Genomic DNA, 13,428 nt, shown 5'->3' with positions numbered 1-13,428 from the left:
GAAGCCGCGCCTTCCGCAACGCTTCTGTGAAATTTCGCCTATGGGCGCCCGCGGCGGCGCCTCACCTCTTGGCAAGCGCGCGCCGTCCTTTTAGGTTTCTGGAAGTAACTATTCAGGAATTTGAAATATGCAGCTTCCCCCCAATGTGCATGACGCCGAACCCATCCCCGCAGCCGCCCGCGAAGCGATTGACGCGCTGATGCAATCGGGGGATCTGTTCCGCTACACCGCGCCGGAGAACGCGCCGGTCACGCTCTTGGAGCAGGAGTTTGCAGCACTCTTGGGCAGCAAATACGCGCTTGCGGTCTCCTCCTGCTCGGCGGCGCTCTTCCTGTCGCTGAAGGCACTTGGACTGCCGCGCGACGCGCGGGTGCTGATCCCCGGCTTCACCTTTGCCGCGGTGCCGTCAGCGGTGGTGCATGCGGACTGCGTGCCGGTGCTCTGCGAAGTTGGGGAAAACTACCGCATCGACATGGCGGACTTCGAGGCCCGGCTGAAGGATGTGCAAGCGGTGATCATCAGCCATATGCGCGGCCATACGTCGGACATGGACGCGATCCTGGCGTTGTGTGATGCGCGCGGCATCCCGGTGGTCGAAGACGCGGCGCATTCGCTGGGCACCACCTGGCACGGGCGCAATATCGGCACGCTGGGACGTGTGGGCTGCTTTTCTTTCCAGTCCTACAAGATGGTGAACGCGGGCGAAGGCGGCATCCTGATTACAGATGATGCCGATCTGGTGGCGCGCGCGGTGATCATGTCGGGCGCCTACGAGCACAACTGGCAGAAGCACCAGGCCGCGGATGGCGCCCCCTGCCCTGCGCTGGCGGTCGCGTTCGAACGCTGGCAGAACCGGCTGCCGCTTTATAATCTGCGCATGAGCAACCTGTCGGCCGCGGTGATCCGCCCGCAGCTGCCCGAACTGGCGCACCGGGTGCGCGCCGGGCTGGCCAACCATGACTATGTGGCGGAACGGCTGAATGCCTGCGCCTGGTTCGACGTGCCCGCGCCGCTGGCGCCGGAACTCCGGGCGCCGGATTCGATCCAGTTCAACCTCGCCGGCATGGATGAGGCCGATATCCGCGGCTTTGCAGCGGCGGCCGCCGCCAAGGGCGTGAAGGTGCAGGTCTTCGGGCTGTCAGCGGACAATGCGCGGGCGTTCTGGAACTGGCAGTTCCTGCCCGAGCCGCAAGAGCTGCCGCAGACCCGCGCGATGCTGATGAAGGCCTGCGACGTGCGCCTGCCGGTGCGGCTCAGCCGTGCGGAGCTGGATGTGATCGCGGACATCCTGCTGGCCGCGGCCGAGGAGACCAAGAACCAGGCGGCTGCCTGACTTGAACGGCTGTTGATCACGGGGCGAAGGCCGGCGATTGCCGCGGGCAAAGCTGCTTTAGCCCCAAGCAACAAGCCGTGCGCCGACGGCGCGCGCGGGAGCGAACCAACGGGTCCAACTGGCAGTTAATCCCGGCCAGATCCGTACTTCTTGCCAAGGGACCGCCGAGCCTCAACCAGATCGCCGCCGCGTTGGCGCACACCGGCGATGCGCGGCGGTCTTGCGGCCTTGTCCTGCGCCGGCGGCCATCAAACGCGTCACCCTTCACATAAGAAGCCCCGCCGGGTGTCCTGGCGGGGCTCTTTCATGGTCCGGAGGTTGCACCGCAGCTGGCCGCAGCCGGGCGGATCATTTCATCTTGGAGAGTTTTTCCTGCAGTGCGGCGAGCTGCTTCTTGATCTCGTCCAATTCCTCGCCGCTCTCGGGCTTGCCGCCTTGCTCTGCGGCCGGCCAGGCGCCGGTCATCGCCTTCAGAAACGCCTCCTGCTGCGCCTTCATCGCCTCAAACCCCGGCATCTGCGACATCGGGTTCATGGCGCTCATGTTCTCCATCATCTTGGCCTGGCTTTCGCGCAGCATGTCGAAGGAGGATTGCAGGAATTGCGGCATCACGCCGCCGCCCGGCACCATGTAGCTGCGCACCAAGTCATTGAGAACATTGACTGGCAGCACGTTCTCGCCGCGGCTTTCATGTTCGGCGATGATCTGCAGCAGATATTGCCGGGTGAGGTCGTCGCCGGTTTTCAGATCGACGATCTGCACCTCGCGGCCGTCGCGGATGAAGCCTGCGATATCCTCCAGCGTGACGTAATCGCTGGTCTCGGTGTTGTAGAGTCGGCGGCTCGCATAGCGTTTGATCAGCAGTGGCTTGTCTTGTTCCGCCATTGGTTTCCTCCCCGGCCATGATGCAACGCAGCAAAGCCTATGCCAGTGCAGAACAAAAGAAAAGCCTGACGCGGCGCGGCGCAGGTTTTGTGCGCGGCGGGGCTTTGGTGCCGTCTGGCGTACCTCCTGCGGTGCGGAATATCCAAATCGATACGCGAGTGACACAGGGAATTGCGCCAGCCGTGGTATAGTGGGGCATTGGCCCAGTGAAATTTTTGGTGGCGGAAGAATGGCTGACCAAAGGGACAGAGTGCGCCCGGCCGCGATCCTGATTGCAGCGCCGGCGCCAGCTGCAGCAGGGAGCGCGGCGGCTGCCGGGGCCCCGGGCGGCTGGACTGTTGCGGCGGAAACGCAGCTGAGGGCGATTGCCCGCCAGCATCGCGGCCATCTGCTGGCACCGGACGGGCCGGGGCTGGCAGCCGCTTTCCCCACTGCGCTGCAGGCCGTTAACGCAGCGCTGGAGATGCTTCGCCTGGGGGACGAGTCCGCCCCGCCCGGACCGCGCGGCCGCTGCGCCATCGCCATCCACAGCGCCGCGCGCGGCATGCAGGCCGGGGAGTCCGCCGTGACGGGCCCTCTTCGCACCGCGCGGGATCTGCACCGGCTGGCCGAAGCGGGCGAGGTCCTGGTCTCCGACGCGGTCCGCCGGCAGGCGGAAGGCGACTGCGGCGCGCGCTTCCAGCCGCGGCGTCCGGGCCGCGGGCCCGCGGGAGAGCGGCTCTGGCGCGCGGTCGCGGCGCCTGAGCCGCAGCATTTCGCCACCCCGCCGGGTATGGAAATGTCGGTGGCGGTGCTGCCCTTCACCGACGAGGCGGATGCGCAGGGTGCTGAAGAGGCCGCAGGCACAGGGGCGGGCTCAGGGGCGGGCGGCGGACTGGGCAGCGGGCTGACTGAGGACGTGATCATCGGCCTCTCCCGTTTCCGCCAGCTGCGGGTGATTGCGCGCAGTGCTGCGGCCGCCCGGGTGCCACGGCCCCTGCCCGCAGCACTGGCGGCCTTTCAACTGGGGGTGCGCTTCGTGGTCGAAGGCCGGGTGCGGCGGGCGCCGGGCCAGCTGCGTGTCACCGTCGGGCTGATCGACGGCAGGAGCGGCATCACCCTTTGGAATGCCCATTACGACCGCGCCGAAGGCGATCTCTTTGCGTTGCAGGACGAACTGGCCGGCGCAATCGTGCAGACCCTGACCTGGCAGCTGGACCGGCTGGCGGGGCAGCGGGTGCTGGCGCGTGGCGGCGGCGGCCTGGCCGGGCTGAGCGCGCAGGAGCTGGCGGTGATGGCGAAATCGGTGGTGCTGGACTCACCGCAGGCGCTGCGGCGCTGCCGCACGCTCTACCAGCGCGCCAGCCAGGCCGATCCGGACAATGCGGCCGCTCTTGCCGGTGCGGCGCTCACTTATCTAGCGGAATGGATGAGCGGCTGGGGCCGCTCACGCCGGGAGACGCTGGGGCGGGCGCTGCCGCTGTTGCGCCGCGCCGCCGGGCTGGATCCGCTGGATGCGGTGGTGCAGCGGCGGCTTGGGGTGCTCTGCCTGTTCGACGGCGGCCTGGCGCTGGCTGGGGCGTATCTGAACCGCGCGCTGATGCTGAATCCGAACGATGGCGACACTCACGCCTTTCACGCGCTGTACCGCATATGCTGCGGCGAGCCGGGCCGGGCGCTGGAGGAACTGGCGAAGGCGGTGGCCGCCAACCCCTTCCACCCCAGCTACTACTATTGGTTCATTGGACTGGCGCAATACATGCAGCGGCGCTACGAGGCCGGGCTGCTGCCGCTGAAGAAGGCAATCGGGCTCTATCCCAACTTCCCGGCCCCGCATTGGCATGCGGCCGCCTGCCATGGCCAGCTGGGTCACGCGGCAGACGCCGCGGCCGAACGGCGCCGGATCCTGGAGGCCGCCCCGGGCACCACCATCCGGCGCATTGCCCGCGTCTTGCCCTGCGCAAATCCCGGCGACCTTTCGCATTATTGCGACGGGTTGCGCCGGGCCGGGCTGCCGGAATAGCCCCCCTCCAAATGCAAAAGGACAGGCCTTGCGGCCTGCCCTTCTTCACGATCCGGCTCCGAAGGGAGGAGAGCGGGAACCCGATCGCGGACGTTTCCTGCTGGCGCCTTACTTGGCAGCAGCGGACTTCTTGGCGGCGGTGCTCACCTCGGCGGTGGCCTTCTTGACCGCAGCGGAGGCTTCCTCGCTGAAGTCCTTGCCTGCCGACATCATCAGCTCGACGGTGTCCATCTGGACCTTCTTTGCCACTTCGGCAAAGGCGGCCATGTTCTCGGCGGCCACTTCGGCGGAGGCCGACGCGAAGTCAGTTGCGGATTTGGCATAGTCTGCCGGGTCTTCCTTGACCTTGGATACTTCGCCCAGCTTGGCCAGGGTTTCCTTGGTCCACTTGCTGGAGATTTCGGCCGATTTACCGGCCGCGTCCAGCGCAACAGCGGAGAGTTTTTCGTTCAGGGCGGCGGTGTTCTTGAACACGTCTTCCATTGCCTTGGTGTCGACCGGGAAGGCGCCCATGAAGTCTTTCATCATCGCGGTGAAGTCTTGGGTCTTTGCCATAGTTCTAATTCCTCAGAAAGCTGCAGCAGGACCATCCTGCTTTTGTCGTCTGAACCGAATATGAGCGCTGCACCGCAGCATTTCAAGGATTTTGTTGCTGCGGTGCAGAAAAACTTCGCAAAGGCAGAGAAATCAGCGGCTTGCCTTCACTTTCACATAGCTGCCAGGGGCCGGCTCCAGCGCGGGGAAGCCAGAATCACCCGCCTCGCGGGCGGGCACCTGCTTGCCGGAGCGCTTCTTCAGCCAAGCTTCCCAGCGCGGCCACCAGGAGCCTTCGTGGAACTCCGCGCCCTCCTGCCAGGCGGCCGGACCGGCATCGAGGTCGCCGTTGGTGAAATGGCCGTATTTGTTGCGGCTGGGCGGGTTCACGATGCCCGCGATATGACCCGACTGCGACAGCACGAAGGTCTTGCTGCGCGCCCCCATCTGCTGCACGCCGCGGTAGCAGTCCTTCCAGCGCGCGATGTGGTCGGTCTCGCAGGTGACGGCGAACAGCGGCACGTCCACATCGCTTACATGCAGCGTCTCGCCCAGGATCTTGAAGCCGTCGCGGGCGAACTCGTTGCGCTGGCACAGGCCGCGCAGGTACTGCATCGCCATCCGCCCCGGCAGGTTGGCGCCATCGCCGTTCCAGTACAGGAGATCGAAGGCGGGCGGGGTCTGGCCCATCATGTAGCTTTTCACCGCCGGTCCATAGACCAGGTCCTTGGAGCGCAGGAAGGAGAAGGTGCGCGCCATGATCCAGGAGCGCAAGAGGCCGCTGTCCTCGACTTCCCGTTCGATCCCGTCGATGAAGTCGTCCTGCAGGAAGGGGGTAAACTCGCCCTGGTCGTCGAAATCGGTGAGCGCGGTGAAGAAGGTGGCAGATTTCACCGGCTTCCCGCCGCGCTTCTTCAGCAGCGCCAGGGTGAGCGACAGCGTGGTGCCGGCGATGCAGTAGCCGACGGTGTTCACCTGGGGCACGCCGCAGATCTCCTTCACCGTGTCGATCGCGGTCAGGAATCCTTCCTCGATATAATCCTCCAGCCCGGCCTCGGCATAGCTGTCGTCCGGGTTGACCCAGCTCACCACAAACAGCGTGTAGCCCTGTTCGGTCACCCATTTGATGAAGCTGTTCTGCGCCTTCAGGTCGAGGATGTAGAACTTGTTGATCCAGGGCGGAAACAGCACGATCGGGGTTTCATGCACAGTGTCGGTCACCGGCTTGTACTGGATCAGCTCCATCATCCGGTTGCGGAACACCACATCGCCCGGCGTGGTCGCGATATTGCCGCCCAGCTCGAAGGCGTTCTCATCCGCCAGCCGCACCACCAGCTCGCCGTTGTTGGCCTCGAGATCGGAGACCAGGTTCTCCAGCCCGTCGATCAGCGACTGGCCCTCGGTCTCCACCGCGCGCTCCAGCGCATCCGGGTTGGTGGGCAGGAAGTTGGTGGGCGACATCATCTCGATGATCTGCTCGGCGAAGTAGCCCAGCCGCTGCTTGTCCTTGCCCTCCAGATCGCTTGCCGTCTGCACTGCCTCGCGGATGGCTTCGGCATTGGTGAGATACTGCTGCTTGACGTAGTTGAAATATGGGTTGCTGTGCCAAAGCGGGTTGGCAAAGCGCGGATCCGCGGGCCCGCCCTCCGCGGCCTCCTCTCCGGCGGCGGCCAGGGCGCGCTGCGCCTCGGCAAAGTTCATCACCGATTTGCTCCAGTACTCGACCTGATGCTCCATCAGTTTGGCCGGGTTTTGCAGCGCTTCAGCCCAGTAGGCCGTTGCTGCGCGTGCAAAAAGCTCTTGATTCGGAGCGTCCAAAGCGGGGTCATGCGGGGCCTTCTGGGCCATCACCGTGACCAGCCGCTTGGAGAGCTCCTCCACGCGTGTCATGTTTTCCCTAAGCTTTTCAACTTGCTCGGGGTTGGGTACAGCGCTGAGCTCTTCACTTGTTGTCATTTAAAAAAATCCCCCATAGGCTTTCTGCTACGCAGAATACGCATCTGCTGATTTCAGGGCAAAGCTGCGATTGATCCAGTTTTCCGATTTTTGCGGCCCCTTAACGCCGGTGCGGAGTTCCTTGGAGGCGAGCATGCGATACATGATGACCTACGACCTGATGGAAACGGTCCGCAACACCAACCAATGGCTGGGGGCTACCGCGCTTTCCATGGCATCCTATCCAATTTTTGCGGCCTTGCCAAATCCGGCGCTCAGCTGGATGGCGGCCTGGGGTGAAGTGACCGAACGCACTTATCAGCGCATGGTTGCGAAGCCTGACTGGGGCATCCACACCTATACCGGCGAGGAAGGCAGGGACCATCTCGTCGACATCGTGACCGTGATGGAGAAGCCCTTCGGCGATCTCCTCCATTTCCGGGTCAGCGGCCGCGAGGAGCAGCCGCGCAAGGTGCTCTTGGTGGCCCCGATGTCGGGCCACTACGCGACGCTCCTGCGCTCCACCGTAAAAAGCCTGCTGGTCAACTGCGAGGTCTATGTCACTGACTGGCACAATGCCCGCGACATCCCGGTTTCGGCCGGCAAGTTCGATGTCGAGGATTACACGCTCTACCTCGTCGACTTCATGCGCGAGCTGGGCCCCGACAGCCATGTGGTCGCGGTCTGCCAGCCGGCGCCGCTGACGCTGGCGGCAACCGCCTACCTGGCGGAGCAGGACCCCAAGGCGCAGCCTTCCTCGCTGACGCTGATCGGCGGCCCCGTCGACCCGGACGCGAGCCCCACCGAGGTCACCGATTTCGGCCGCCGCGTCACCATGGGCCAGCTGGAAGAGACGATGATCCAGCGCGTTGGCTTCAAGTACAAGGGCGTGGGCCGCATGGTCTATCCCGGGCTGTTGCAGCTTGCTTCCTTCATGTCGATGAACGGCGAACGCCACAGCAAGGCCTTCGTGGACCAGATCCAGCGGGTGTCGCGCGGCGAGGCCACGGACCATGACGCCCACAACCGGTTCTACGACGAATACCTGGCGGTGATGGACATGCCCGCGGAATTCTACCTGTCCACGGTGGAACGCGTCTTCAAGAACCGCGAGATCGCCCGTAACGAATTCGTCGTGAACGGCCACAAGGTGGATATCGGCAAGATTACCGACGTCGCGGTGAAAACGGTCGAAGGCGCCAAGGACGACATCTCCGCCCCCGGACAGTGCGTCGCCGCGCTCAACCTGCTGACCGGCCTGCCGGAGGAGAAGAAGGCAAGCCACGTGGAGCCCGGCGCGGGCCATTACGGCATCTTTGCGGGCCGCAGCTGGCGTGACAACATCCGGCCGCTGGTGATCGACTTCATGAACGCCAACAGCCGCAAGGCCGTGCGCACCCGGCCGGCCAACAGCAACACGGCCGCCTGATCCGATGGCGGCGGAGGGGCTGGCATTCTCCTGCCGCTGCGGCGCGCTGGCGGGACATGTTTCGGCGCTGGGCGTAAAGGCGGGCACGCGCATCGCCTGCCACTGCGCCGACTGCCGCGCCAACGAGCTCTACCACGGCCAGCCGGACCAGGCGCCGGAACCCGTCGACCTGTTCCAGCTGGCCCCCGATGCGATCACGATCACCCAAGGGGCGGAACATCTGCAAGCGATCCGGCTGGGGCCGCGCGGGCCCTTGCGCTGGTATGCCGCCTGCTGCGGCACGCCTTTTGCCAATACGTTGGCCTGGCCCGGGCTGCCCTTTGCCGGCATGCGCGCGGATCTGTTTCAGGACAAGGCCCCATTGGGCAAGCGCCGGGCGGAGGCCTTCATCCCGCAGTCCGGCAAGCCGCCGCGCACCAAGGGCGCGGGCGTGATGGCCTGGGGGGTGCTGAGCCGGATGCTCTCGGCGCGGCTGTCGGGGCGCTGGCGGCAGTCGCCCTTCTTCGATGCGGCGACCGGAAAGCCGGTGGCAGAGGTGCATCTCTTGAGCAAGGAAGAGCGTGCGCCGCTCTACCGCTGAAACGTCAGTGCAGGCGGAGGCCAGCCTCAACGGGCGGCTCGGCCAGCCAGCTTAGCAGCGCTCGGTTCACCGCCTCGGGCTGTTCCAGCACCGGCATGTGGCCCGCATCCTCGATCACCTCCAGCCGGGCGCTGGGGATCAGCTGCGCCAGAAGTTCGTGCTTGGCCACCGGCGTCAGCCGGTCGTGTGCCCCGCAGAGCACCAGCGCCGGCACTTTCACCCGGCGCAATACCGCCTGCTGATCGGGCCGCCGCTGCAAGGCACGGGTCTGGCTTTCGTAAAGCTCTGGGCCAAGTTCCAGACCCATCCGGCAGTACATCTCCAGCACTTCCAGCCGCCGCAGCCCCGGCGCCAGCACATCCGGCGGCAGGGTAGCTTGCAAGGCGTCCTGCAGACGGCCGGTGCGGGCGGCGATGATCAGCGGCTCGCGGTCGGCGGCTTGCTGCGGCGTGTCGGCCAGGGCCGTCGCCGCCATCAGGCAGAGCCGGGTCACCCGGTCCGGCGCGCGGCGGACCAACTCCATCGCCAGGATCGCGCCCATCTCCTGCCCTGCCAGCGCAAAGCGCGGCGGCAGGTTGGCGAGCATGCGGGAGGCGATCTCCTCCACCGTGCCACCACCTGCCAGCGGCAGCACCATGACCGGCATGCTGCCTGAAAATGTCCTGACCTGGGGCTCGAATATCCGCCCGTCGCACATCATGCCCGGCAGCAGCACCAAAGGTTCCTGGCCTGGTTGTTGCGTCTGCCCCATTGCCTGCCCTCGCGGTCTGCCTGCCTTTCAACTGTGCAGGCCGCGGGCGGAAGCCGACAATAAAATCAGCGCATAAGAGGCATTTTTTAATGCAGCTGCCGCCGGCGCGCCACGGTCAGTAACCGTTCCAGCAAAAGGCGCCATCGGTGCCGAGGGTGGAAAACGGGTTGAAGGCGATCTCCCAGATGTGGCCGTCGGGGCTGCGGAAATAGCCGTGGTGGCCGCCCCAGAACGCATCCTGCGCGGGCTTCAGGATCTCCGCGCCGGCGGCTTCGGCGGCGGCGAGCAGTTCTGACACCTCCTCCTGACTGCGGGTGTTGTGGCTGAGCGTCATGGCACCCGCACCCAGTGCCGAAGGCGGCAGGCCGATGTCCTCGGCCAAGGCATCGAGCGGATAAAGCCCCAGCGTCTGCGACAGCAGATCAAAAGCCACCACCCCGTCCGGGCTCTGCGCCCGCCGCCAGCCCAGCGCCTCATAGAAAGCCGCGGCGGCCGCCGTGTCCGGCACGCCCAGCGTGATCAGGCTTACCCGCTGTTCCATCGTGGGATTCTCCCTGGTTGAAAGCTGCGCGAAGGATAGCACTCATGTGAACGCGGACCAATGCGCGAACATGGAGCCTGCCGCCCCGGTGTCAGACTTCGCCCAGCACCTCACGCACCGCGGTTTCGATCATCGTCAGGCAGGCCGGGTCCGAGAAGCGGTGATCGGCGTCCTTGACCAGCGCCAGCCGCATGTCGGGGCAAGTGGCATGGCTCATCAGCCGCAGTGCGGTCTCGGTGGAGACGGCGGTGTCGGCGGTGCCCTGCAGGCCGCGCACCGGGAACGGCAGGAACAGCGGCGAGCGCAGCACCAGCCGCTTGCGGCCGTCCTCGATCATCCGCTTGCTGATGTGGTAGGGCTCCATGTAGTCGCTGGGCAGTTCAACATAGCCTTGGCTTTCCAGCTGCGCCTTCTGGCTGTCCGAGAAATTGGCCCAATAGCCGTCCTCGGTGAAGTCCGGGGCTGCGGCGATGGTGACCATGCCCTTGATCCGCTCCGGCATCGCGCGCGCCAGCAGCAGCGCCTGCCAGCCGCCCATGGAGGAGCCGACGGGCACCACCTCGCCCTCGGTCAGCGCGTTGACCGCGGCCAGCGTGTCCTCGTGCCAGTCGCCGATGCAGCCCTCCTCGAATCGCCCTGAGCTTTCGCCGTGGCCGGAATAGTCGAACCGCAGGAATGACTGGCCGCGGGCCTTGGCCCAGGCTTCCAGATGCACCGCCTTGGTGCCTTCCATGTCGGATTTCAGCCCGCCAAGGAACACCACCCAGGGCCCCTGCCCTGCGCTGCGGTGGTAGGCGATGCGGCGCCCATCGGGCGTGTCGAGGTATTCGGGTTTGGTCATGGCGTCCTCGGTTGCAATCACCGCGCCAGAGTGCCCTGTTCCGCACGGCAGGAAAACCCCGTTTGCAATGGTTTACCGGCGGCTCAGCCGCCCTCCGCCTCCTCCAGCGCCGGCGCTCCGGGCAATGCGGCGAGCGCCATGGGCGCCAGGCAGACCGCGAGCCCCGCCGCCCAGCCTTCAGGCGGCAGCGCCACCAGCGCAATCGCCGCCGCCGCGCCCTGCATCGCCGAACCGCCCGCCCGGGCCCGTTAGCACCGCTTCCACCGCGCAACCCAGCCCGCGAGGATCACCTGCGGCAAGAGCGCCCCCGGCTCACGCAGCGGCACCAGGGCGGCGATGAAGACGAAGCGCACACTGCGCCCGCCGGCATTCAGCTCAGCCCTGGCTTGGGGCCAATCAGCCTGCCGGCGGCCTTGGTCATCGACAGCAACACCGCATGGCGCTGCCCGTTGCGCGCCTCGGCCGCGTCCGCCGCGCCGCCGCCGGCCGGCTCCCGGAAAAGTCCAGTTGCCGCCGTCCTCTGGCCTCCCCCGGCTTGACTTGCCCGCGCCCGGGCTTCACATAGCGCCCAGACACAAACCCGCAACCGGGCGTTCTGTGGGCGCCAAACCGACGAGGAGCAGCCAGACCATGGCCCAAATCTCTCTCACCTTCCCCGATGGCAATGCACGATCCTATGACGCGGGCGTAACCCCGGCGCAGGTGGCCTCCAGCATTTCCACCTCGCTGGCCAAGAAGGCCATCTCCGCCACCGTCAACGATCAGCACTGGGACCTGCAGTGGCCGATCGAAGATGACGCCGCTATCGCCATCCACACCATGAAGGACGAGGTGCAGGCCAACGAGCTGATCCGCCATGACCTTGCCCATGTGATGGCGCGCGCAGTGCAGGAAATCTGGCCCGACACCAAGGTCACCATCGGCCCGGTGATCGAGAACGGCTGGTATTACGACTTCGACCGGGCTGAGCCCTTCACCCCCGAAGATCTCGGCGCCATCGAGAAAAAGATGAAGGAAATCATCAACAAGCGTGATGAGGTCCGCACCGAGGTCTGGGAGCGCGACCGCGCGATCCAGCATTACACCGACAACAATGAGCCTTATAAGGTCGAGCTGATCGAGAGCATTCCCGGCGATGAGCCGCTGCGGATGTACTGGCATGGTGACTGGCAGGATCTTTGCCGCGGCCCGCATCTTCAGCACACCGGCCAGCTGCCGGGCGATGCCTTCAAGCTGATGAGCATTGCCGGCGCCTACTGGCGCGGCGACAGCTCGCGCGCCATGCTGCAGCGGATCTACGGCGTTGCCTTCACCGGCAAGGAGAAGCTGAAGGCCCACCTCACCATGCTGGAGGAGGCTGCCAAGCGCGACCACCGCAAGCTGGGCCGCGAGATGAACCTCTTCCATATGCAGGAAGAAGCGCCGGGCCAGATCTTCTGGCATCCGAACGGCTGGACCATTTACACCGAGCTGCAGAACTACATGCGCCGCAAACAGCGCGCCGACGGCTATGTCGAGGTGAATACCCCGCAGGTGGTCGACCGCAAGCTGTGGGAGGCCTCGGGTCACTGGGACAAGTATCAGGAGCACATGTTCATCGTCGAAGTGGACGAGGAGCACGCGCGTGAGAAAACCATCAACGCGCTGAAGCCGATGAACTGCCCGTGCCATGTGCAGGTCTACAACCAGGGCCTCAAATCCTACCGCGACCTGCCGCTGCGGATGGCCGAATTCGGCTCCTGCAACCGCTACGAGCCCTCGGGCGCGCTGCACGGCATCATGCGGGTGCGCGGCTTTACCCAGGACGATGCGCATATCTTCTGCACCGAAGAGCAGATCGAGGCGGAATGCGCCAAGTTTATCGACTTCCTGTCCTCAGTTTACAAGGATCTGGGGTTCGAGGAATTTGAGATCATGTTCGCCACCCGTCCGGAAAAACGCGTTGGCAGCGAAGAAAGCTGGGACCATGTCGAGGCAGCGCTGGAAAACGCCATCAAGAAGACCGGCAACGCCTATACGCTGGACCCGGGCGAAGGCGCCTTCTACGGCCCCAAGCTGGACTTCAAACTGACCGATGCCATTGGCCGGGTCTGGCAGTGCGGCACCTTCCAGGTGGATCCCAACCTGCCGGAGCGTCTGAATGCCAATTACATCGGCGAGGACGGCGCCAAGCACCGCCCCTACATGCTGCACCGCGCCTGCCTGGGCTCCTTCGAGCGCTTCATCGGCATCCTGATCGAAAGCCATGCGGGCAAGCTGCCGTTCTGGCTGGCGCCGCGCCAGGTTGTGGTCGCCTCGATCACTTCGGAGGCTGACGACTACGTGCATGAAGTCGTGGCCGAGCTGAAGAAGGCCGGCGTGCGCGCCGAGGCCGACGTCCGCAACGAGAAGATCAGCTACAAGGTCCGCGAGCATTCCGTGGGCAAGGTGCCGGTCATCCTCGCCGTCGGCCACCGCGAGGTGGAAGAGCGCACTGTCTCTATCCGCCGCCTGGGCGAGAAGCAGACCAAGGTGGAAAGCCTTGAAAATGTTACAAAGGCGCTGGCCGCGGAGGCCACCCCGCCGGATCTTCTGTAACAATTCCCGCCATTCCAGCA

Annotated in this window: 12 protein-coding genes; 5 read left to right on the top strand and 7 right to left on the bottom strand. The window is 65.5% G+C overall.

From position 1 onward, the window contains the following. The first annotated feature begins 127 nt into the window (after positions 1-127). Positions 128-1,333 carry a DegT/DnrJ/EryC1/StrS family aminotransferase gene (locus ACOHX0_RS03495; protein WP_420675274.1) on the top strand — a complete coding sequence of 402 codons (1,206 nt, stop codon included), beginning with the start codon at positions 128-130 and terminating at the stop codon, positions 1,331-1,333. Between the two features lie 348 nt (positions 1,334-1,681). Here the strand turns inward: ACOHX0_RS03495 and phaR are convergent, their stop codons facing one another. Further along, a complete protein-coding gene (phaR, locus tag ACOHX0_RS03490; protein ID WP_420675273.1) occupies positions 1,682-2,218 on the bottom strand; it encodes a polyhydroxyalkanoate synthesis repressor PhaR in 537 nt (178 codons plus the stop codon). Positions 2,219-2,783: 565 nt separating this feature from the next. Between phaR and ACOHX0_RS03485 the strand changes: the two genes are divergently transcribed. Then, positions 2,784-4,220 (top strand): adenylate cyclase Cya3, encoded by a 1,437-nt coding sequence (locus tag ACOHX0_RS03485; RefSeq protein ID WP_420675272.1) that lies wholly within the window; start codon positions 2,784-2,786, stop codon positions 4,218-4,220. Positions 4,221-4,328: 108 nt separating this feature from the next. Here ACOHX0_RS03485 and ACOHX0_RS03480 read toward each other — a convergent pair whose 3' ends face one another. Both ACOHX0_RS03480 and ACOHX0_RS03475 read right to left on the bottom strand, forming a co-directional pair. After that, positions 4,329-4,775 carry a phasin family protein gene (locus ACOHX0_RS03480; RefSeq protein WP_420675270.1) on the bottom strand — a complete coding sequence of 149 codons (447 nt, stop codon included), beginning with the start codon at positions 4,773-4,775 and terminating at the stop codon, positions 4,329-4,331. Positions 4,776-4,907: 132 nt separating this feature from the next. Continuing rightward, entirely contained in the window at positions 4,908-6,710 is a 1,803-nt protein-coding gene (locus ACOHX0_RS03475) for a PHA/PHB synthase family protein (protein WP_420675269.1), read from the bottom strand. 133 nt (positions 6,711-6,843) lie between these two features. Here ACOHX0_RS03475 and phaZ point away from each other — a divergent pair, with 133 nt between their 5' ends. Both phaZ and ACOHX0_RS03465 read left to right on the top strand, forming a co-directional pair. Continuing rightward, entirely contained in the window at positions 6,844-8,118 is a 1,275-nt protein-coding gene (gene phaZ / locus ACOHX0_RS03470; RefSeq protein WP_420675268.1) for a polyhydroxyalkanoate depolymerase, read from the top strand. A 4-nt stretch (positions 8,119-8,122) separates the two neighbouring features. After that, positions 8,123-8,698, top strand: coding sequence for a DUF6151 family protein (locus ACOHX0_RS03465; protein ID WP_420675267.1), 576 nt, complete (start codon positions 8,123-8,125; stop codon positions 8,696-8,698). A gap of 4 nt (positions 8,699-8,702) precedes the next feature. On the opposite strand, the gene ACOHX0_RS03460 is transcribed toward ACOHX0_RS03465, so the two are convergent. From ACOHX0_RS03460 to ACOHX0_RS03445, 4 genes are all read right to left on the bottom strand, one after another. Further along, entirely contained in the window at positions 8,703-9,449 is a 747-nt protein-coding gene (locus ACOHX0_RS03460; protein WP_420675266.1) for an alpha/beta fold hydrolase, read from the bottom strand. A 115-nt stretch (positions 9,450-9,564) separates the two neighbouring features. Further along, the gene (locus ACOHX0_RS03455; RefSeq protein ID WP_420675265.1) at positions 9,565-9,990 is read right to left on the bottom strand and encodes a VOC family protein; all 426 of its coding nucleotides are present in this window, start codon (positions 9,988-9,990) and stop codon (positions 9,565-9,567) included. A gap of 91 nt (positions 9,991-10,081) precedes the next feature. Next, positions 10,082-10,831 carry an alpha/beta fold hydrolase gene (locus ACOHX0_RS03450; RefSeq protein WP_420675264.1) on the bottom strand — a complete coding sequence of 250 codons (750 nt, stop codon included), beginning with the start codon at positions 10,829-10,831 and terminating at the stop codon, positions 10,082-10,084. A gap of 83 nt (positions 10,832-10,914) precedes the next feature. Then, positions 10,915-11,055, bottom strand: coding sequence for a hypothetical protein (locus ACOHX0_RS03445; RefSeq protein ID WP_420675263.1), 141 nt, complete (start codon positions 11,053-11,055; stop codon positions 10,915-10,917). Between the two features lie 406 nt (positions 11,056-11,461). Between ACOHX0_RS03445 and thrS the strand changes: the two genes are divergently transcribed. After that, complete coding sequence (thrS, locus tag ACOHX0_RS03440; RefSeq protein ID WP_420675262.1) at positions 11,462-13,408, top strand: threonine--tRNA ligase; 1,947 nt, start codon at positions 11,462-11,464, stop codon at positions 13,406-13,408. Positions 13,409-13,428: the final 20 nt, after the last annotated feature.

It is taken from the genome of Cribrihabitans pelagius (genome assembly GCF_048820915.1).
Lineage (GTDB): Bacteria > Pseudomonadota > Alphaproteobacteria > Rhodobacterales > Rhodobacteraceae > Cribrihabitans_A > Cribrihabitans_A pelagius.
The sequence above is the reverse complement of the archived record's forward strand: the minus strand, read 5'-3'. Positions and strand labels throughout refer to the sequence as shown.

Coding starts and splice junctions, on each gene's coding strand:
- ACOHX0_RS03495 (WP_420675274.1), top strand. CDS start 128: ATGCAGCTTCCCCCCAATGTGCATGACGCCGAACCCATCCCCGCAGCC.
- phaR (WP_420675273.1), bottom strand. CDS start 2,218: ATGGCGGAACAAGACAAGCCACTGCTGATCAAACGCTATGCGAGCCGC.
- ACOHX0_RS03480 (WP_420675270.1), bottom strand. CDS start 4,775: ATGGCAAAGACCCAAGACTTCACCGCGATGATGAAAGACTTCATGGGC.
- ACOHX0_RS03475 (WP_420675269.1), bottom strand. CDS start 6,710: ATGACAACAAGTGAAGAGCTCAGCGCTGTACCCAACCCCGAGCAAGTT.
- phaZ (WP_420675268.1), top strand. CDS start 6,844: ATGCGATACATGATGACCTACGACCTGATGGAAACGGTCCGCAACACC.
- ACOHX0_RS03465 (WP_420675267.1), top strand. CDS start 8,123: ATGGCGGCGGAGGGGCTGGCATTCTCCTGCCGCTGCGGCGCGCTGGCG.
- ACOHX0_RS03460 (WP_420675266.1), bottom strand. CDS start 9,449: ATGGGGCAGACGCAACAACCAGGCCAGGAACCTTTGGTGCTGCTGCCG.
- ACOHX0_RS03455 (WP_420675265.1), bottom strand. CDS start 9,990: ATGGAACAGCGGGTAAGCCTGATCACGCTGGGCGTGCCGGACACGGCG.
- ACOHX0_RS03450 (WP_420675264.1), bottom strand. CDS start 10,831: ATGACCAAACCCGAATACCTCGACACGCCCGATGGGCGCCGCATCGCC.
- ACOHX0_RS03445 (WP_420675263.1), bottom strand. CDS start 11,055: ATGCAGGGCGCGGCGGCGGCGATTGCGCTGGTGGCGCTGCCGCCTGAA.
- thrS (WP_420675262.1), top strand. CDS start 11,462: ATGGCCCAAATCTCTCTCACCTTCCCCGATGGCAATGCACGATCCTAT.